The sequence below is a fragment of the Brucella tritici genome (genome assembly GCF_008932295.1).
GTDB lineage: Bacteria > Pseudomonadota > Alphaproteobacteria > Rhizobiales > Rhizobiaceae > Brucella > Brucella tritici.
Genome location: NZ_WBWA01000003.1, coordinates 185,770 through 204,416, shown reverse-complemented (window position 1 = coordinate 204,416; position 18,647 = coordinate 185,770). Strand labels below are relative to the sequence as shown.

Genomic DNA, 18,647 nt, shown 5'->3' with positions numbered 1-18,647 from the left:
GAATTATCAAACGCGCATCGGCATCAAGATTGCGAATTCGTTCTCCGGCGATCCCGGCGCGGTGATACGAATAGCGGAGCCGGGGTCGATGCAATGAAGCTTCAATGTTTTGCTTTTGAAGATGGAAGCCATGGCAGCGAGATAGCTTATCTTGACGCCGAAACGGCGCAACGGCTCGCCGGTCACCTTGGCGTCGATGAAGCTTGTAAATGTGTCGGTTCCTTCAACCGTATATCCAAATTCGATTCCTCCCTCTGCGGCCTCAACAGCAAGCGCGGTGCGCTGGAACGGACTCCCGCCCCCGGCGTTCGCGACCGCCGCAAAGCGGTTAATATCAAGAGTGCTGATTTCAACGAATGTGACGGCCCCGTCAGGACAGACCCGCCGCCAAGCCGGGAACGTGCCGTCTATGGTCCGGCTTCTAATTGTCCAGCCATCGGTTTTCAAAACGAAGAATGCGGCGGCGTCCGGGTTCTTCTCGAAAAACTCAATTCGACCTTCCGCCTTCGCCGCCAGCTTTCGAACGGCTGAAATCGTATCACGCGGAATAATTGGATTCCGGTCCCACGCCTCAAGCGGGGCAACGGTCTTGAAACTGCGAGTGGCGAGGCGATGGCCGTCCGTTGCCACGCCCAAGACTTCGCCGTCGAGAAGCTCCAAACAGACGCCATTGAGGTAATAGCGCGTTTCCTCGGTTGATATACATGGCGCAACAAAGTCCAGAAGATGGGTTAGGACTCCTTCTCCGAAGTCGAACGCCCTTACTGGCTTAAGGCCCTTAAGATCAAAGATATCCGGCAAGTCCGAAACGCTAAGGGGAACAATGGATGCATTCAGTCGACCAGCCGTCAATGCGACGGCCCCGGCTTCCTTGGCCTTTCGAATGGTCAGCGTCGGGCCGGTGGCGGCGGCGAGGAATGCAGTCAGGCGCGTAAGCGGAATAACTACGTGACCGCTGCCGGGCGCATCTGTTTCGAAGGTGGTCACGATATCCCGGTCTAGACCGTGATGCGAAACGGTGCACATCGTGCCTGACATTTTAATTGTAATGCAGTTCAAAACCGGGATATGCGACCGCTCGACATGAGGCTTCAGCTTCTTTATGAGGGCCGAGAAAAGTGGGAGCGGCAAGTCGCCTGCAAAAAAGTCCCGGTTCTGTGTTCCAATGGGGAATTTACTCATAACAAACCTTCCTATCGGGCTTTGGGACGGTAGGCCGTCCCTGAGCTTTCGATGTACCCGGCCCTCTCAAGCTCCATCAGCATTAAGCCGGTGTTCAGTAGGAGCCGGGCGTCGACAAAGCTGCGCCCGGTTCTCTTGCTCTCGATTGCGTATTGCTCGCGAAATTCTATGAACTCTTGCGCCAAGACCTTGCGAGCCAGCTTGGCGCGTTCGCGGCGGTGCTGTTCGTCACGCGGCGGCATCGCTCTTTTTGCCTTCCGGTCGGCGACGCATGAAAATTTCGAAGCCAAAGGTTTCGGCGATGGCCACGGCGTTGCAAAGCAAGGGGCTCCGAACGCATGAGCGCCACGCATAAACCGAGTTCACGCTGACCCCGCTTTTGTCTTCCATGTCGCCTAGCGCCATATCGCGCGCCTTGCGCTCGGCATCCAAAACCGCAATCGCGGCCCTTTGGTCACGAAGATCGTATTCGTCGCGCGGTTCGGCTATCCTCCGCATGATGACGTCGAACCCAAGCGTAGTTGCCAAAGATACGAAACGTTGAAGGTGCGGCGTTCGGGTGTGCGCCCGCCACGCATAAACCGAGTTCATTGAAACGCCGTGGCGCTTCTTGATTTCAGACGTGGGAACCCCGCGCGCCTTGCGTTCGGCGTCCAGAACGGCCATTGCGGCGCGTTGGTCGTGCAAATCGTATTCGTCAAGCTGCATTAATCGCCCCCTCTCATACGCTCGCGCATCAGGATTTTTTCCGGTGCGGATAGGTTCCCGGCACGTTCGTTGCAGGCTCGGTGCGCAAGGAACTTGTTGCTTAAGTGGTCGGGTCCGCCGTGAGCGACGCACACCAAATGTTCCGTCGTCGCTTCGTAACCGGACGGCACGGGCTCGCCCGGAGGCGCAACAGCTATTCCGCAATAGAAACAGCCGTTGCCATCGCGCTTTACCAATGCCCCGTATTCTTGGCGCAATTTGCTGCTTTTGCGCTTTCTGCGGGTAGCGGCGAGGCCAAGGGGCCGGTTTTCGTTGTAGGCGCGAACGATGCTTAAAAGCCCTTGCGGCCATGTCTGCCGACCGCGCTTGTCAGAATGGACGACAAAAAAACCTTGGTTGGTGCGCACCCGCAAAATCTCCCACGGTGAGGTCGTTGCCAAAACTTCGGCCCCGCAGTCCACGAGCCAATTCTGGAAGTGGTCGAGATCGCGCGGGGTCATAGCTGCAATCCGATTTCCGCCGCCAATGCGAGGCATATCGTTATTTGGCATTCCGATGCGCCGCGCGGTTCAACATCTGCATAGGCGAGCGGCACGATCACTGTTTCGGTTCTACTGGCCTGCCGCACTTCGACAGCACGGCTATAGCGCTGGATAATTTCCGCAGTCAGGGTGATGAATTGCGCGGTCATTGGTCGAGGCTCCGCACGAACTCGGAAACGTCTTCCCATCTATCGGAGGTCAATTGCAGCAAGCTTTTGCGCTCGCCCTCGCCCGCCTTCGCCTTGTCCCAAGGAGCCCGGTTAAGACGGGATAGAATGGCGTCTTCGATCAATCGGTCGATGACGGTCGGCTCAAGGGCGTCGAGTTCCCACGATGAATCACCGTATTCTTCAATGTATCCGGCGGCGCGCGAATCCGTTTCTTTTGCAGGGTTCGGCGGCGGGTTGAATTCTTCGATTTGATCCATATTCAGCGCGAGCCGCACGACTTCAACGTTGTGGCGCGCAAACATTGCCAACCGTTCGCGATTATCGCGGGTCATATCGACGCCGGAAGGATCGTGGTCGCCAAGGTGGAAAACAACCGGCCTGATACGGCGGCGGCGCATATTGGCAAATCGCAGGCCCGCGCCATACTGTTCGGATTGCGAAGTATATCCGCGACACGCGAAGTAGTTCACGCGCCAGCGGCGGCAGACAGGTTGAACGACACCGACGAGTGCATCCTTTTCAATCCACACTTCGGGGCGAAAATCTTGTGTCGTCCAAAGGTCTTCACGATAATCGTTGACTGCGGCATTGATGACGTGTGCGGGATCGTCCCATGTGTTGACGCCACGCAAATTGCGGGTGCGATCTTCAATGGCATTCCAGTCGACCAACCCGGCAAGGCGAGCGTCATTGATAATGGAGCCGAGCCGCTTGTATTCTTTTTGCTGGTTTGGGATCAGGTCGCGCGAAACGAACTGATAATATAACTGGCGTAGGGTTAGCTGAAATCCTTGACGCTGATAGGATTCGATAATGCTATTTGCTTGATTGATGATAATCAGGCTCGATTTGTTAAATCGCTTATCAATGAATTTCTCTTTCATGCTGGAAATCCGCGAATGATGTGACGGGGAGCGGCAGAGAAGCCGCCCGATTAGTTGGTGTCGCGGGTGGCTACGCGGGTATTCCGCTCTTCCCACGCCTGCAATTCGTCATCGCGATAAAGGACTCTTCCGCCGCGCTTGATGTACTTCGGCCCGGTTCCCTTCACTCGCCAGCGGGCGAGTGTTGGGACGGATACCGAAAGCACACGGGAAAGTTCTTCTGCGGTGTAATAGGTATGCTGTGTCATCGGTCCGAAGCCTTATGCCGGGTTATAATCGTCGTCTTGATCGTCCGGACTTTCGAAAATGTCATTTTCGCTGTCCTGAATTGACGTTTTGTCAATATGATTCTCATGGGAAACGGCGTCTACGCCCTCGGCGTCGTCATCTTCAACGATTTCGGCGTCTACAACGTTGGCGGGCTTCGGTGCAGCCCCGGACGTTTTGGGCGGCTTGGCTGTGGCTTCGGTCTTGCTGGCCTGCATTGCGGCATGAATGCCTTTCGGACGGCTGGCGGGCCGCTTATCACTGGCACCATCCGCAGGCGCAGGCGCTTCCTCGGCCACGACCTGATAATCGGTAATGTCAATAACTTCATCTTCGGTCGGCATGCCGTTGAGAATGTGCGGCGCATAAAGACCGCAAAACATCGACGCAGATCGGTAGCGCCCCATCAGGTCGGGCATCGTCAGCCATTTAGAACCGGGACGATGATACCAGCCCTCGGCTACCGCCATGGAGAAAGTGACGGGCGGGCCTTCCAAGATTTCTCCCGTTGCTTTCTCGACAGCATAGGCGATGAATTCCTTATCGCGAATTTTCGTCTTCACGATCCTCTTTTCGCGCGCACCCTTGGGCCCGCTCCATTCGACTTTTTCGGCTTCAACTTCACCGAGATCGCGGATTTTCCACCGGATCGGCGAAAACAGGCCGCAGGAACCGAGCGCACCGATAACGAATTTCGATGACCAAGACGGGCGACCCTCGATCACATGCAGATTCTGCATGACGATAAGGGGCGAAATTTGCATTCTATTCGCCATGTCCAGCGCAATAAGGGCGTTTCCCATGTTGTCAGTTCCGCGATAGCTCGCCGGGACAAGATCGGAACCAATCAGCGGCTTGACTAGCCGTTGGGCGTTTTCAAATGCTTCCATGGTTGAAAACACGGAAGGCGCAGAACTCGTACCAACGGTGGTGAGGGCTTTCGACATAATCACTTAGCCTTTTGCTTGGGTTTTGAAACACGAAGGTTACGGAAAGAGGTCGCCTTGCGTTCGATGGTGCAGGCTTCCAAGAAGGTTGTTGTTGCTGACAGCTTCCAGCCGCCACCAAAGACGGTTTCGGTATCCTTGATGTAGTCGAGAAGCTCCGCAGAGGCGCGCGTCGCATCTTCTTTGGCGAGCTTCAGCTTGATATCGGCGTCGTATTTCGCCGCGATCAAATCCGCCACGCGCTTAGCCTCAAGACCGCTATTGCTATCGGGATGGTCGATATCAAACGTCTTTGCAGGCTCGGCATGCCGGTAAACGGTACGAAGGGTTTCGTAATCCTTGAGGTAGTCCGGCGGCGGCGGGTTGTTTGCGGCGACCCGCGCGTGCATGTCCGCGCACCGAAGAGCGAGTTCTTTGATAACTTCATCGTCGCGAAACCGGACATACTGTTTGACGCTGTTACCGCCAACGAGCCCGGCGATAACATTCCATTTGAAGCCGCATACAGCCATTTGGTGTTGAGCTTGGAATTCGATATGCGCCGGAGCCTCTTCCTCCGACCAATCATCGCGGGCGACAAAAAGATCAACGTTTTTGATTTCCAGCCCGCCGAGACCAAGTTCGGGCCTTTTGGGGTCGCGAATGACTACATCAGGAGAAGCGCCCATGCCCGGATAGATCAACGAGCGAGCGTAAAGGTAGGGGTGCGTATCAACGATTTCCCAACCGTTGTCGTCACAGATGCCGCGTGCGATGGAGTCTTGAAGGCGCTTCCCCCACTTCATCCGCTCCGATTCTTCGATAACGACTTCCACGGTGCCGCGCATCCGGTGGAACATATCGAAAATCGTTTGGTACGGCGAAACCCCGAAGAGCGTTGCTGCACTGGTGGCGGTGATATCCGGCTTGCGTAGTTTGTGCCAACCGGCTTCGGTGCGGGGCCAAAACCATTGAGCGACGGACGTATACTGTGCGCGGGCCATAAATTTCCCTTTTGTCAATTTCTCTACAAATTATTTCAATTTGTAAATATTATTTGCAATATGCAAATTGCCTCACAATCTGTCAACACAAATTGCGAGGCAATGATAAAAATTGACGTTTTACAAATTTAGCGTGGGATGATCGCTAAAATAGGGGAGAACCAAGCCAACTCGGCGTCGTAAATCGGGTCGCTTACGAAATCCACCAAAGTATAACGGTTAGGCGAATACCCACGCCGAACTTGGCGAAGGATAGGCTTGTCGGAACCTTTGACCGAAACCAGACAGTACCGGTCGAGAAGCTGCTCCGGCTCCGGTTCGCGCGGCGGCAGGGTAACTACTAACCAGCCATCCCATAGTGCGTAAAACCCTTGCGTAGTCCTGAACTGGATGCAAACCGCCGTTGGCGGGTATGCGCCCGGTAATTCGGCCTTTCTTCCCTTCTCTGTCCAGTCAAGTGTCGCGTGGCCGTGGTCATCAACCCAACCGACGATTGAATGCATTCCTCCGCCGTTGCCACCGGCAGGCACATTAGCGCCTGCATGCGCCATAACGTCATTGAGCGGTACACCAAGGAAGCGAGATATTTCCGCAGCTTGTTCAACTCTCATTTTCCGCTTCCCCGCAAATAGGAGGGAAAGCGTTGAAGGCGACATATCAAGGAGTTCCGCAAGTTTGACTTGTGTAAGCCGCTTGTCCTTGAGACGGTCCAGAAACCACTTCTTATTGTCTGCCATTCGTTCGCCCTGCGTTTTTCAGAGCGACAATGCCTTCTTTCGTTGCAGTTTGTCAATTCGTATCACCTGATATCAGTATTTCGTACTACCGTTTTTTCAATTCGTCATGCTCACTCAAATTTTCATGGTACTCCCCGATTCCCGCGCGTTCCCTCGCAACGCGTCCCAATGTCTCCTTCCCCCGGCGCAAGCTTTTCATCCTCCAAATGAAAAAAGCGTTTGACCGCTGACACTTGGGATTGACACGGGCACCCCCATACATTTCATTTTGCAAACATATTGATTAAAAATTTACAGGATGGCAATATCTATCAGCCAATGTTACGAGTTGTAAATGAGCGTCACCAAAATAACCGACTCGAAAGAGAAAAAAATTGCCCGGCTTTTCACTCATAAGTGTTCGATATGCGGCGATCCTAACGCCGGTTGGGGCTATGGCGTGTTTCTACTGAAAGGAAAAACGGGCGAATGGCGTTGCTTTGCGCATCGTATTGACAAAATGGAAAAACAGGCGTCCAAAATTGACGAAAAGAAAATGCCTTCGGACGCCAAGCCCAAAACCCGACATGAACAAGGATCACTGTTTTGACGGATATGACTTTCTTTGATGGGCGGATCGTTCTGAAACCCGGCGATTGCCGGGATCGCCTGAAAGAGTTGGCCGACAACAGCGTTGATGCCGTGGTCTGCGACCCCCCTTATGCACTTACGTCAATCGTGAAGCGCTTCGGCGCGGATGGAGCCGCACCGGCTACGCCGAAGGACGGCGCGGCGGGAGCCTTTGCTAGATCGAGCGCCGGTTTCATGGGGAAGAAATGGGATACGGGCGATACTGCTTTCGCAGCGGAATTCTGGCGTGAAGTCTACCGGGTGTTGAAGCCGGGCGGACACGTCGCGGCCTTCTCTGGTACGCGAACCTATCACCACCTAGCCGATGCTATTGAAGAAGCTGGTTTCGAAATCCGTGACCAGCTTGCTTGGATGTATGGCACTGGCTTCCCCAAATCGCACAATGTCAGCAAGGCAATTGATAAAATGCTTGGGGCAGAGCGCGAGGTCGTCGGTACTGAAACAATTGCCAACGACATGCGGAATAGCGGGCATTTGAATGCTGGCAAAAACGGAACGCGCCCCGCTTACCAGCGAGACATAACAGCGCCCGGTTCCCCGGAAGCCGAAGCGTGGGAAGGATGGGGAACCGCTCTCAAACCGGCATGGGAGCCGATTTGTCTTGCACGCAAGCCATGCATGATCCCCGACGAAAATGGAAAACTGCGGCCCGCAACTGTGGCGGAGAATGTCCTTTTTTGGGGAACCGGGGCGATCAATGTCGGTGCATGTAAGATACCGGCTGAAAAGGTTACGGGATGGGGCGGGAGCGCTGGCGGAAGCCGCACAAATGTGTGCTCGCCCGGAGACAAATCCGGCACGCCCCGCCCGTCCGAGGGAAGATTCCCGGCAAATATCCTTCATGACGGAAGCCCGGAAGTTTTGGCGGCTTTCCCCGTAGTGGAAAGCGGGAAGCCTGCGGGCACCAAGCAAGGCGGCAACAATAACGTTTTCGGACAGTACGGCGGCGGCATCGCTATAACTGGTTTCGGTGACGAAGGGTCCGCAGCAAGATTTTTCTATTCGGCGAAAGCCGACCACGATGACCGGCTAGGTTCCAAGCATCCAACGGTCAAACCCGTGGACGTGATGCGCTGGCTGGTGAGGCTGGTTTGCCGCAAAGGTGGCCTCATACTTGATCCATTTGCGGGCACCGGGACAACCGGGGCAGCGGCATATTGGGAGGGCTGCGACGCAGTGCTTGTAGAATGGGAAGAAGAGTATCAGGGCGACATAGAACGGCGAATGAAATTAATTCTCGCCGGGCCAGATGAAAGGAAGCGCGCCCGAACCGTTGCGGAGCCAGCAAACGGCCTTCCTCTTTTTTCGCCCCTTTGATTGACGTTTTGCAAATATTGGTCCGAATACAATGACATATTGTCAATTATTGATCCTGATGGGCGGTACGGAATGAGCGGGTTTAAGCTACGCCCCTATCAAGCCGAAATGGTAACGGAAACCCGCGACGCGCTCCGCGACGTGCAGAGCGTGCTTGATGTAATGGCAACGGGTGGCGGTAAAACGGCAATATCCGGCTTTATGGCGGGCTCCGCTTCGCGCCGGAATCGCAAGGTTATTTTCGGCGTCCATCGCAAAGAGCTTATCCGTCAGACGGCAAAAACCTTCGACAAGGTTGGCATCCCCTACGGTGTCATAGCGGCTGGCTTCACTGGCGACCGTCGCCAAAACGTGCAGATTGCCAGCATTCAGACATTGCAAAAGCGCTTGGACTGGTACGGAACGCCCGACCTTTATATCCCTGACGAGGCACACCACGCCGGGGCGGCAACTTGGGCCGAGGTCATTGATACCTATCGCCAAGGCGGCGCCAAGATAGTCGGCCTATCGGCTACGCCGGAACGGCTGGACGGTGAAGGGCTCGGCAAGTGGTTTGATCGCATGGTCGTAGGGCCGTCTACGGCATGGCTGATAGAGCAAGGATATCTTGCGCCCTATCGGTTGTTCGCTCCGAGCATGCCGGATCTAAGCGGCATCAAAAAAACCGCTGGCGATTTCAATAAGGGCGAACTCGCCGACCGAATGAGCGGGACCAAGATCGTCGGCGATGTTGTCAAGCATTACCGCATGCTGGCGCATAAACGCAAAGCCATCGTGTTTTGCGTGTCGATTAAGCATTCGCTTGCGATGGTGGAGCAGTTCCAAGCGGCAGGATACCGCGCCGCTCACATCGACGGAGAATCGCAGAACCGTGACGAACTCATACGGGCTTTCGAAGATGGCAGAATTGAAATTCTGTCATCCGTTGACCTTGTTTCCGAAGGGTTTGACCTACCAGCCATTGAGGTCGCAATTCTCTGCCGACCGACCCACTCTCTTAGCCTCTTTCTCCAACAGATAGGTCGCGTACTTCGCCCGGTTTACGCCCCCGGCTATGACCTAGAAACGCAAGAGGGGCGAATTCAAGCGATTGCGGCGGGTCCGAAGCCATACGCCCTCATTCTCGACCATTCTGCAAACACCATCGATAAGGACAAAGGCGGGCGCGGCCACGGCTTGCCGGATGATGACCGGGATTGGACGCTTGCGGGTCGCAAAAAGAAAAAGCGCGGCGGTGCCGGAGAAGACGAAGAACCGGCAGTCACGACCCGACAATGCCCTTCCTGCTTTCGTGTTCATAAACCCGCCCCTTCATGTCCGAACTGCGGACACGAATACCCCACGATGGGGCGGACGGTCGAAGAGCTTGAGGGCGAATTGACAGAAGTCGACCGCAGTACAGCCGTTCGCGAACGGAAGCGGGAGCAAGCCCAAGCAAAATCACTCGAAGATTTAGTCGCGCTCGGCAGGGCGCGCGGAATGAAGAACCCCCACGGATGGGCTCGAAAAGTCATGGAAGCCCGGCACCGCAATGCAGAGAAAAGGTACGCGCGATGAAAAAATACGCGGATTTTATTAAAACCGGCGACCTCGAACCTATGGAAGCGTTGAAGATGCAATCGGTTCGCGACGCAGCGCGGGCCGGGGCCACCGATATTCTTGCGCATCACTCGGCGCAAGGGTTGCCGTGTGACGCTGCCGCGTTCGGCATGCTTGACGCGATAGCAGTTCGGTTTGTCGAATGGTACGGGCCGGAACAAGCCGAAAAGTGTTTCCGCCACTACGGCGAGGTTTGCGCTCGCCAGCCCAAGAAGGGCGGCAAGTCATGAAGTCGAGTTTTGCGAATGAAGCCGCTCTTTGCGCCGCTTTCATATCACGGCTACCGGAAGGATGGACCGCCTACCCCGAAACCGCTGGTTTCGACATCCTGCTGGTCCGAACTCTCGACGGAGTGCAGATCGGCATAGAGGCCAAGAAGAGCCTTAACGCCAAAGTCATCGTTCAAGCTCTGGAATCTTTATCGCCAAGCCGTCAGGGCCATGGGCCCGATTTCCGTGCCGTACTTGTACCAGACGGAACCGCCGGAGCGGATATGTCCGAAATCGCACGGCGCTTCGGTGTGACCGTCATTGAAATGAAGTCGCCCGAAGCCGTCGAGCACGAGGCTACCGAGTATGAGCGTCGTTACGGCATCATCGGGCATCGGCGTGAGGTAAAGCCATTTACACCGGAGTTACCAACGGTCCGCGACCTATGGGACGACCGCAGAAATTGGCACGAACAATGCCCGCTTTTTCGTGAGGGCGTGCCGGACTATGTGCCAGACGTCGCCGCAGGCTCCGCCGCTCCGGTCCAACTTTCGGAGTGGAAGATTAAGGCCATTAAGATTTGCATCCTTTTGGAGCGGCGCGGTTTCGTCACGATAGCTGATTTCAAGCATGTCGAGATAAACCGTCAGCGATGGCTCGCGATGCACTGGCTAAAATTCGGCGACGGCAGGGGAATTTACGTCAAGGGTAGCAACCCGCTAGACCTCCGGGCGCAGCATCCAATCAACTTTGCGCAGATCGAATCCGACTTCGAAAAATGGAAGCCAGCGGAAGTCGTTCCGGCTCAAGCGGTGATGTTATGACCTTCATTTTTCTATTGGCCGCTCTGATTGCTGCATTCGTAAATGGCTCCGAATTTTGGGCTGGCATCTTCCTGCTTGCCGCTGTCGTCTGCGGTTGCAAGGAGGATATCGTCGCAGAACTGCGGAAGGGGAAGCGCAAATGAAAGCCTCAACCGCACTGATGAACCGTATCATGCTGGCGCTATCGGAGGCGGGGCGCATCGTTTTCCGTAACACCACGGCCAACGGATGGGCCGGGAAATCGTTCTCACTGGCACCCGGCCAAGTATATAAGGCGCGCGGCGGTGAGCGCGTTGTTTTAGACGCCTACCCTATCAAAGCGGGACTTTGCACCGGCTCCGGTGATCTTATCGGCGGTGAGCGCGTCGTCGTTACTCCGGACATGGTCGGAAAAACTTTGCTCGTTTTTGCATCTTGGGAAGTGAAGCACGGAACCGGACGCGCGACCAAAGAGCAACTGAATTTCGCAAGGGTTATCCGCGAGGCTGGCGGCATCGCGGAGATTGTTCGCGACGAAACCGAAGCCCTAAACGCCCGACTTTTCAAGGATTGAGCCTTGCAACAAGAGCATTCGACGGCGGAAATCATCGCCGACTTTCTGGACGCGATGCGCGCGGCTGGCGTCCATATGGATACCGGGTCGAAAGGCGGGCCGCATCCGATTCCAGACGGTGAACTGCACCGGGCCGACGCGCTTGGTAAAAAGAAAAAGCGCAACGCGCATATCTGGTATGTACTACATGTCGACGGCGTTCCTGCGGGAGCGTTCGCCGACATGCAACTCGGTATTGAGGACACTTGGACGGCAAAAAAGCCGTCCAGCATGACCGCAGAAGAAAAGCAGTCTCTTCAAGCGCGGATGAAGGAAACGGCGCGCAAGCGCAAGGAGGCTCAAGCCAAACTTAATGCCGCCGCTGCGGAAGCCGCCGCGCTTGTGATGAAAGCATCGGTTAAGGCGTCGCCGGATCATCCGTATTTGGCGAAAAAGGGGCTTCCGGTTTTCCCCGGCCTTCGGATGCTGACGGATAACATAAAGTATGTAATTGACCCCGAAGAGGAAAAGCCGCGCGTAGCGCGCTCCGGCAACCTCGTCGTACCAGTTTATTCACCTGAAAAATGTCTGGTTGGAGTCCAGCTTATCCAAGCGGACGGGCAGAAATTCTTTATGAAGGGAACCCCAAAGGAGGGGAACTATCATAGCGTCGGCAAGCCCCCTGAAAAAGACGACGCTTTTATTTTCATCGCCGAGGGCTACGCTACGGCTGCGCGCGTCCACCAAGCGACCAACAGCCTTTGCATCGCCGCTTTCGACGCCGGAAACCTTCTCCCGGTTGGAAAGGCGATACGCGCCAAGTTTCCCAAGGCCCGGCTGGTTTACGCCGCAGACAACGACAGAATGACCACGAAGCCGGTTGAAAACCCCGGCGTAACCCGCGCCAAGGAGGCAGCAGAGGCGACGGGAGGAATCGTTGCTGTACCGGAGTTTGCGGAAGGTGATATCGACAACACCGATTTTGACGACCTCGCGCGCCTCAATGGTCTAGATGCGGTCAAGACCGCATTGCGTGAAGCGATCAGCCCAAAACCGAAAATGGTCGATCCTATCCCGGACCAAGATGCGCCCCCGCCGATGGAGTATGACGGCCCTGACGGGAGCGAGTACTTGCCGGACGCATCGGCAGAAGCCAACAGTGGCGGCGACCGACAGCACCCATTGGCCGACTTCGGCTCACCGCATTTCCGTTGCCTCGGCGTGGACGGCACAACGTATTTCTTCCAGCCTGCTAATGTGGCGCAAGTCATCGAACTGCCGGGCAGCGCCTTGAAAATGGCGAACCTAGTCCGGCTTGCCCCTCTTCAATGGTGGGAGTTCGAGTTTCCCGGCAAGAGCAAGGAGGGCGGCGTAAGCTGGCCGGAGGCGATTAACGCTTGCGTGCAAGCCTGTAAATTTCGGCGTAAGTTCGTTCCTCACAATTTGGTTCGGGGTCGCGGCGCATGGTTTGAGTCGCAAACTGCGGTTTTCCATTCTGGCGAATCTCTGATCGTGGATGGCATCAGGAAAGACATTGCCAACCACAAGAGCCGTTATGTCTATGACGAAGGCGACAACATCGACGTCGCTATCGAACGCCCGGCATCAACGGAAGAATCGCGCAGGTTCCTGACACTTTGCAAGTCTTTGCGCTGGCAATCTGCACTATCTGGATATCTTCTTGCCGGGTTTTGTGTCGTGGCTCCGGTGTGCGGATTTCTGCACTGGCGACCGCATCTCTGGATTAATGGTCCCGCCGGGTCCGGTAAATCGACGGTCATGGACAGGATCGTCAAAGCTGCCCTTGCATCCACGGCCCATAGTGTCGTCGGCAACACGACCGAAGCGGGCATACGCGGCGCGCTCGGAATGGACGCGCTGCCTATCATCTTCGATGAATCCGAGCCGAAGGACATGCAAAGTCAGGCGCGTATCAGGTCAATTTTGGACCTTGCACGTGTTGCAGCTTCGGAATCGGACGGCCTCATATTGAAAGGTACTTCCAGCCAGAAGACACGGGGCTACCGCGCCCGTTCAATGTTCGTCTTTGCATCGATCAATACGCAAATCGAAGGTTTCGCAGACGAAAGCCGTTTTACGCAATTGACGTTGGCCCCTCCCCCTATGGGCTCCCCTGAAGAGGAAGAAGCGAGCCGGAAAGCGTGGGAGAAACTTGTTTCCGATATCGTGGAACTGATGACTCCCGAATTTGCGGCCCGCCTATTGGCTCGAACAATCCAAAATCTTCCGACGCTACGTCAGTATGTGTCGGTGTTTACAGCGGCGGCAACTATCCATCTTGGCGCGCAGCGTTTGGGTGACCAATTGGGGCCACTGCTCGCCGGGGCCTACATATTGAACACGACGAAGCCGGTAACCGTGGAAACCGCGCTTGAATGGATTCGGGGCAACGACTGGTCCGACCATACCGCACGTGACGGCGCGCGCGACGCCGAGCGATTCTTGCAGCATATCACCGGCCATATGGTGAGGCACAACACGCCAGAAGGCGGTACATGGGAGCGGACAGTCGGCGAGCTTATCGAAATTGCCGCTTATGACGACACTTATATCGAACAGGTCAACAATGTGACCGTTGAGCAAGTCGTCAACAAGCGTAAGCATTCTGCAATTCAATCACTGGCCCGCCTCGGCATCAAGGTTGTCGGAGAGTTTCCTGATATAAAATGCGAAATAACAACATCAGCCGAAAGTTTCCGCTCACTTTTGAAAAATACTGAATGGGCTGGAACGAAATGGCGCAAGATACTTGAAACAATTCCGGGCGCGTATCCCGGTAAAGGTAACCGCTATTTCGCAAATGGGGTCAACACACCATTCATTGTTGTTCCCGTTGATGCGGTTCGCTCTTATAAAATTGAAGATACGATGTAAGATCAACTTGCTGAAAACTGAATAGTTGTGCAACATCGAACCCAACAGCGCTTGAACAGCGCGCCCGGCAAGTCCTCCCAAGGTGCCGGGTCGAAATTGCGGGCTTGTTTCCGGTGCTTGCAGCGCAATCAAATGCGGAATGAACCGGCGTAACGCCCGACGATACCGGGCAACATTAGCGGGCGGGGTTTGATCCTTTACCCGCCCGCTATTCACGGAGAACCTTCTTACATGAAGCTGACACGCGCTTTTGCTTGTTTGGGCTATGCTCTTTCTATGGGGTTCATTCTTGCGCTGACCGTTATGGCTCCGGCACATGCAGCAGTGCCCGGCCCTGTCATGGTATCCGCCCCGAACGCGGATGCTCCGCCGGATCATTTTATGAAGCTTGATTATTTCGCGGTGGCGTCAGTTCCGCACGTCCGGGGTGCCCGATTTATTGGCGGGCGAAGTATTAGCTTCAATTCGGTCAAGGCCGGAAAAGAGCATTTCAAGATTTCGGCGAGCCGCATTTCGACATATGTTCATTCCCGCGCAAGCCCTATCCCTTGGCGAAATTGATCATTATTACAAAAAACAGCAGCCCGGTACGAAGTGCCGGGCTTTTCCTTTCCCCGTTTCCTTCATAGGTCCGCTATCGCGCAAATGGTAATTTCGCCGCAATCCATCTTGTGAGGCGATATGGCAGACTCCACCGACGCGGCAGTGGGCCGAATACTGACTGATTTGCTAGAGAAGGCGCGGGACAAGCTCCGCGAATTTTCGGACATTCAGCGTGCCACGCATGACGACGCAGCATCGGCGGAGAAGTCCGCGAGGCAAGCAAGCGATACGGTCGTCGCGTTGCAGGCGATCAAGAGCGCCATAGAGGAAATCATCAAGCAAAATATCCCTGCCCATATATGGGACGGGACGGCGTTGCGCCTGATGAACCCGAATGGAGAATACGGGGAGCTTGTAGACTTACGCGGGCCGAAGGGCGACCGTGGGGAGCAAGGGCATCGCGGAATTGAAGGCCCGCGCGGCCCGCAGGGCGACCGTGGCGAAAAGGGCGATAAAGGCGAGCGCGGCGACAAGGGTGACCGAGGCGACTCCTTTCAGGTTGATGAAAGCGGGCCTATGTCTGGCCGCATCGCCTTCGATAATCAGCCCAAAGACTTTAGCTATCTGGCGACCGATGTAGGCTTACTTTTCTTCCGTCTTGAAACGCCGGGCGAATGGTCGGAGGGACTGCCCTTTGGGCGCGGCGAAAAGGGTGACCGTGGGGAACGGGGCGAAATCGGCCCGCCCGGACAAGATGGCAAAGACGGCGTGACTACATGGGACGAATTGCAAGAAAAGCCGTACACGTTCCCGCCGGACGAACATAACCACGACGACCGCTACTACACGAAACAGCAAGTCGAAAAACTTGTTGCGGATGCGATCACGGCGGCAATTTCGGGTTTTGCAACGGTAAAGAACCCGACCTTCATCGGTGATGTTTCGGTCGAAGGCAACTTGTCCGCTACCGGGAATATCGGCGGCTACGAGCCCAAAGCGTGAGGAACCGCTTTATGAGTAAGAAAACACTAGCCGAGCAATTCCATGCGAAGCGCACTACCGCCTTCAATGAAGCGTTTTGGAACACGTTTTTGCTTGAGCTGGAAAACGCTATTCGCACCATCCCGAAGGGTGAAAAGGGCGATACAGGCGAAGAAGGTGCGCGCGGCGAACAAGGACCGCAAGGACGCCCCGGCGACGAAACGTCACTTCGTAATAATGGCACTCACATTCAGTACCGTATCGGTGCGGGGCCATGGTTCGACCTTATTGATATCTCCGATCTCCTCGGCCCGCAGGGCGACCGTGGCGAAAAGGGTGACCCCGGCGAGCCGTTCAAAATCGGCGCTTCGGGTACGATTGCCGACCGCGATCAATACGACGCAGAAGAGGAAGGATTCACTTTTTTAGATGAAGTGAACAGCCGTCTTTATCTTCGCCGTTCGACGCCCGGCGAATGGTCTGCCGCAATTCCGTTTGGCCGTGGGGAACAAGGAGAAAAAGGCGACACCGGAGAACAGGGGCCGGTCGGCCCTCCGGGTACAACGAAGTACGACGAGCTTGAAGGCAAACCGGAAATCTATACTCGCGCCGAAATAGACGAATTGCTGCAAGGATACGCCAAGCTTTCCGGGGCAACCTTTACAGGCGGAATCCGTGTCGAAGGCGATATCACCGGCACCGGCAACGTAGAGGGGTATCAAGCATGACTTTGCCGTCAACTGGTGTAATCACTGCCGCAATGATAAACCGCGAACTCGGTCGCGCTGACAACACGCCGTTTTCCTTGAATGACCCCGCCGTGAGAGCCCTCGCCGGGAAGCCGTCCGGCGGGATTTCGTTTGCTGACTTGCGCGGGAAGTCTTCTGAAATCGTGGTGAACTTGACGAGCCGCGTAGCGGTTTGCTTGCAAGATTTGTTTTCGCCGACTGACTGGGCCTCGGCCACAAAAAAACGCGTTGTTATCCCTGCCGGTGTCGAAATCGGCGGCAACAATCTTGATTGGGCCTTGGTCCCGGCTTGGGATGCCACCGGCCAAGCGGGCAGTTGGAACGGCGATCTCATACTCGAAAACCGGGGCGTAATTTCAGGCGTTCCCGGTGGCGGCAACAGTGGGCGCGGCGGCAACTGTATCAGGGCGATTTTCGGCGGGCGAAGCGGGCAGAAGTTGCAGCTTATCAATTCCGGCACCATTCGCGCGGGTGGCGGTGGCGGCGGACGCGGCGGCGACGGCGGCGGCGGATTTTGGGACGAGGCATATACTGCCCGTGAGCCAGCAAGCGGAGAGTATTACGATTACCCCAATACTTATTGGTCTAAATCGGAGGGGATGGTCGGTTTCAAGTCATGGGTAACGTGGGGCGGAACGCAAGTATTTTCAGTTGGCGACTCAAACATCGGCTCGTATACCGCCGCCGATGGCCGAACTTATTATAGAGGGGCGCAGGTTATTAAGGACGGCTATTTCACCCGCTACTACGTTTATCGAACTTATCCAGCGTCGCAACGTCACTACACAAGCGGCGGTGCAGGCGGCAACGGCGGCAACGGTGTCGGCTATGGTGCCGGAGCCGGGGCCGGGGCATGGGGAGCGGGCGGCGGAGCAAATGCCGGGGCCGGTGGACGCGGGGGCGATGGCGGCGGATGGGGCGCAAATGGTGCGGCTGGTGCGGCTGGTGGAAACGGTAACAACGGGGGCGGCGCTCCGGGGGCCGGTGGCGGTCCCGCTGGCTACTCAATTACCGGACTCGGTTACGTCCAGGTCGTTCAAAATACTGGTGTCATCGTTGGACAGCAGGCATAAAGAAGGGCGCATTTAGCGCCCTTTTTCTTGGATTATCCGCCGAAGCTATACCGTAGGCCGACGCGCACATCATGAACGTTCATGCCTTTGTCATAGGCGTCACCGATCCATTGATTGCCTTCGAACATTTTGCCGCCGTTGATGTGACGGAAGCGATATCCGGCGTCGAGTTTCAAGCTTTGCGTCAGGTCAATCGAAGTACCGGCCATAAGAGCATAGGTGAATCGCCAGTCTGCCGCACCTTCCTGCACGGTATTGGGGTCTTTGCTGTAGTCGCGGAGGTCGCCCCACTTTACGCGGGTTCCACCGATACCGGCACCGACATAAGGCGTAAATCCGCCGAAATTGCCAAGATCAACATAGGCATTGGCAAGAAGTGAGAGCGCCGAAAGGCGACCGCGATCATCGGAAGCGCAATCCATATCTCCGTTGCAGGCCGACCCGAAGGTATAGCCGTCGAACTTGGCACGGGTCATGTAATCGACCGTGAAGTCGGTACGGAAATAATCGGTGACCTGATAGCCGACGCCGCCGCCGATCAAGAAAGAACCTTTCAGATCGCCGTACAGCGTATTGCTGCCAAAGGTGGGATCGCCGCCGCAAGTTGCGCAATTGTCGATTGTAGCGAACTCGGCTTCTTTGAATTTGCTCCATGAGTAACCGACGTCGCCGCGTAGATACCAGCCACTAGCAACCGGCGGAGGGGCAACAACGACTTCGGGCACCGGCTCAACCATATCGGCGGCTACGGAAGGAGCCGCCACCAAAATTGCGGAAGCCGAAGCCAAACCCGCTAAAAGCAAATTGACGCTATATTTCATTGTCTGCCCCTTGCAGTTCCGTGCGCACACGCGCGATTCCGGGGCAGGCTATTC

21 protein-coding genes are annotated in these 18,647 nt (G+C 55.8%); 11 read left to right on the top strand and 10 right to left on the bottom strand.

Features of this window, described 5'->3' with window-relative positions; all coding sequences use genetic code 11:
* Positions 1 to 6: 6 nt before the first annotated feature.
* The 9 genes from F9K91_RS05160 to F9K91_RS05120 form a co-directional block, all read right to left on the bottom strand.
* Positions 7 to 1,182, bottom strand: a complete 1,176-nt coding sequence (locus tag F9K91_RS05160) for a DNA polymerase III subunit beta (protein WP_151677356.1) — start codon at positions 1,180 to 1,182, stop codon at positions 7 to 9.
* A 228-nt stretch (positions 1,183 to 1,410) separates the two neighbouring features.
* A complete protein-coding gene (locus tag F9K91_RS05155) occupies positions 1,411 to 1,890 on the bottom strand; it encodes an SIMPL domain-containing protein (RefSeq protein WP_151677355.1) in 480 nt (159 codons plus the stop codon).
* Complete coding sequence (locus F9K91_RS05150; RefSeq protein ID WP_151677354.1) at positions 1,890 to 2,390, bottom strand: HNH endonuclease; 501 nt, start codon at positions 2,388 to 2,390, stop codon at positions 1,890 to 1,892. The genes F9K91_RS05155 and F9K91_RS05150 overlap by 1 nt, the downstream gene beginning before the upstream one ends.
* Entirely contained in the window at positions 2,387 to 2,581 is a 195-nt protein-coding gene (locus F9K91_RS05145) for a hypothetical protein (RefSeq protein WP_151677353.1), read from the bottom strand. The genes F9K91_RS05150 and F9K91_RS05145 overlap by 4 nt, the downstream gene beginning before the upstream one ends.
* Positions 2,578 to 3,486: a hypothetical protein gene (locus F9K91_RS05140; protein WP_151677352.1), complete on the bottom strand. Its 909-nt coding sequence runs from the start codon at positions 3,484 to 3,486 to the stop codon at positions 2,578 to 2,580. Before F9K91_RS05140 ends, F9K91_RS05145 begins: the two co-directional genes overlap by 4 nt.
* Before the next feature lie 50 nt (positions 3,487 to 3,536).
* Positions 3,537 to 3,734 (bottom strand): helix-turn-helix transcriptional regulator, encoded by a 198-nt coding sequence (locus F9K91_RS05135; RefSeq protein ID WP_151677351.1) that lies wholly within the window; start codon positions 3,732 to 3,734, stop codon positions 3,537 to 3,539.
* A gap of 12 nt (positions 3,735 to 3,746) precedes the next feature.
* On the bottom strand, positions 3,747 to 4,700 hold the full coding sequence (locus tag F9K91_RS05130) for a hypothetical protein (protein WP_151677350.1): 954 nt from the start codon (positions 4,698 to 4,700) through the stop codon (positions 3,747 to 3,749).
* A gap of 2 nt (positions 4,701 to 4,702) precedes the next feature.
* On the bottom strand, positions 4,703 to 5,683 hold the full coding sequence (locus F9K91_RS05125) for a YqaJ viral recombinase family nuclease (protein WP_151677349.1): 981 nt from the start codon (positions 5,681 to 5,683) through the stop codon (positions 4,703 to 4,705).
* A 128-nt stretch (positions 5,684 to 5,811) separates the two neighbouring features.
* The gene (locus tag F9K91_RS05120; RefSeq protein WP_151677348.1) at positions 5,812 to 6,420 is read right to left on the bottom strand and encodes a helix-turn-helix transcriptional regulator; all 609 of its coding nucleotides are present in this window, start codon (positions 6,418 to 6,420) and stop codon (positions 5,812 to 5,814) included.
* Positions 6,421 to 6,754: 334 nt separating this feature from the next.
* Between F9K91_RS05120 and F9K91_RS05115 the strand changes: the two genes are divergently transcribed.
* The 11 genes from F9K91_RS05115 (at position 6,755) to F9K91_RS25905 (ending at position 17,772) form a co-directional block, all read left to right on the top strand.
* On the top strand, positions 6,755 to 7,009 hold the full coding sequence (locus F9K91_RS05115; RefSeq protein WP_151677347.1) for a hypothetical protein: 255 nt from the start codon (positions 6,755 to 6,757) through the stop codon (positions 7,007 to 7,009).
* A 5-nt stretch (positions 7,010 to 7,014) separates the two neighbouring features.
* Entirely contained in the window at positions 7,015 to 8,367 is a 1,353-nt protein-coding gene (locus tag F9K91_RS05110) for a DNA methyltransferase (protein ID WP_235912791.1), read from the top strand.
* Positions 8,368 to 8,439: 72 nt separating this feature from the next.
* A complete protein-coding gene (locus F9K91_RS05105) occupies positions 8,440 to 9,924 on the top strand; it encodes a DEAD/DEAH box helicase (RefSeq protein WP_151677345.1) in 1,485 nt (494 codons plus the stop codon).
* Positions 9,921 to 10,196 carry a hypothetical protein gene (locus F9K91_RS05100; protein WP_151677344.1) on the top strand — a complete coding sequence of 92 codons (276 nt, stop codon included), beginning with the start codon at positions 9,921 to 9,923 and terminating at the stop codon, positions 10,194 to 10,196. The genes F9K91_RS05105 and F9K91_RS05100 overlap by 4 nt, the downstream gene beginning before the upstream one ends.
* Positions 10,193 to 10,999, top strand: a complete 807-nt coding sequence (locus F9K91_RS05095) for a hypothetical protein (protein ID WP_151677343.1) — start codon at positions 10,193 to 10,195, stop codon at positions 10,997 to 10,999. The genes F9K91_RS05100 and F9K91_RS05095 overlap by 4 nt, the downstream gene beginning before the upstream one ends.
* Entirely contained in the window at positions 10,996 to 11,142 is a 147-nt protein-coding gene (locus F9K91_RS25910; protein ID WP_167522177.1) for a hypothetical protein, read from the top strand. Before F9K91_RS05095 ends, F9K91_RS25910 begins: the two co-directional genes overlap by 4 nt.
* Positions 11,139 to 11,552 (top strand): VRR-NUC domain-containing protein, encoded by a 414-nt coding sequence (locus F9K91_RS05090; protein WP_151677342.1) that lies wholly within the window; start codon positions 11,139 to 11,141, stop codon positions 11,550 to 11,552. Before F9K91_RS25910 ends, F9K91_RS05090 begins: the two co-directional genes overlap by 4 nt.
* Positions 11,553 to 11,627: 75 nt before the next feature.
* A complete protein-coding gene (locus tag F9K91_RS05085; protein WP_151677341.1) occupies positions 11,628 to 14,426 on the top strand; it encodes a toprim domain-containing protein in 2,799 nt (932 codons plus the stop codon).
* A 681-nt stretch (positions 14,427 to 15,107) separates the two neighbouring features.
* On the top strand, positions 15,108 to 15,971 hold the full coding sequence (locus F9K91_RS05080; protein WP_151677340.1) for a collagen-like domain-containing protein: 864 nt from the start codon (positions 15,108 to 15,110) through the stop codon (positions 15,969 to 15,971).
* An 11-nt stretch (positions 15,972 to 15,982) separates the two neighbouring features.
* Positions 15,983 to 16,678 carry a collagen-like domain-containing protein gene (locus F9K91_RS05075; protein ID WP_151677339.1) on the top strand — a complete coding sequence of 232 codons (696 nt, stop codon included), beginning with the start codon at positions 15,983 to 15,985 and terminating at the stop codon, positions 16,676 to 16,678.
* Complete coding sequence (locus F9K91_RS25905) at positions 16,675 to 17,772, top strand: hypothetical protein (protein WP_167522176.1); 1,098 nt, start codon at positions 16,675 to 16,677, stop codon at positions 17,770 to 17,772. The genes F9K91_RS05075 and F9K91_RS25905 overlap by 4 nt, the downstream gene beginning before the upstream one ends.
* A 32-nt stretch (positions 17,773 to 17,804) precedes the next feature.
* Here the strand turns inward: F9K91_RS25905 and F9K91_RS05070 are convergent, their stop codons facing one another.
* Positions 17,805 to 18,593, bottom strand: coding sequence for an outer membrane protein (locus tag F9K91_RS05070; RefSeq protein ID WP_151677338.1), 789 nt, complete (start codon positions 18,591 to 18,593; stop codon positions 17,805 to 17,807).
* Between the last annotated feature and the right edge of the window lie 54 nt (positions 18,594 to 18,647).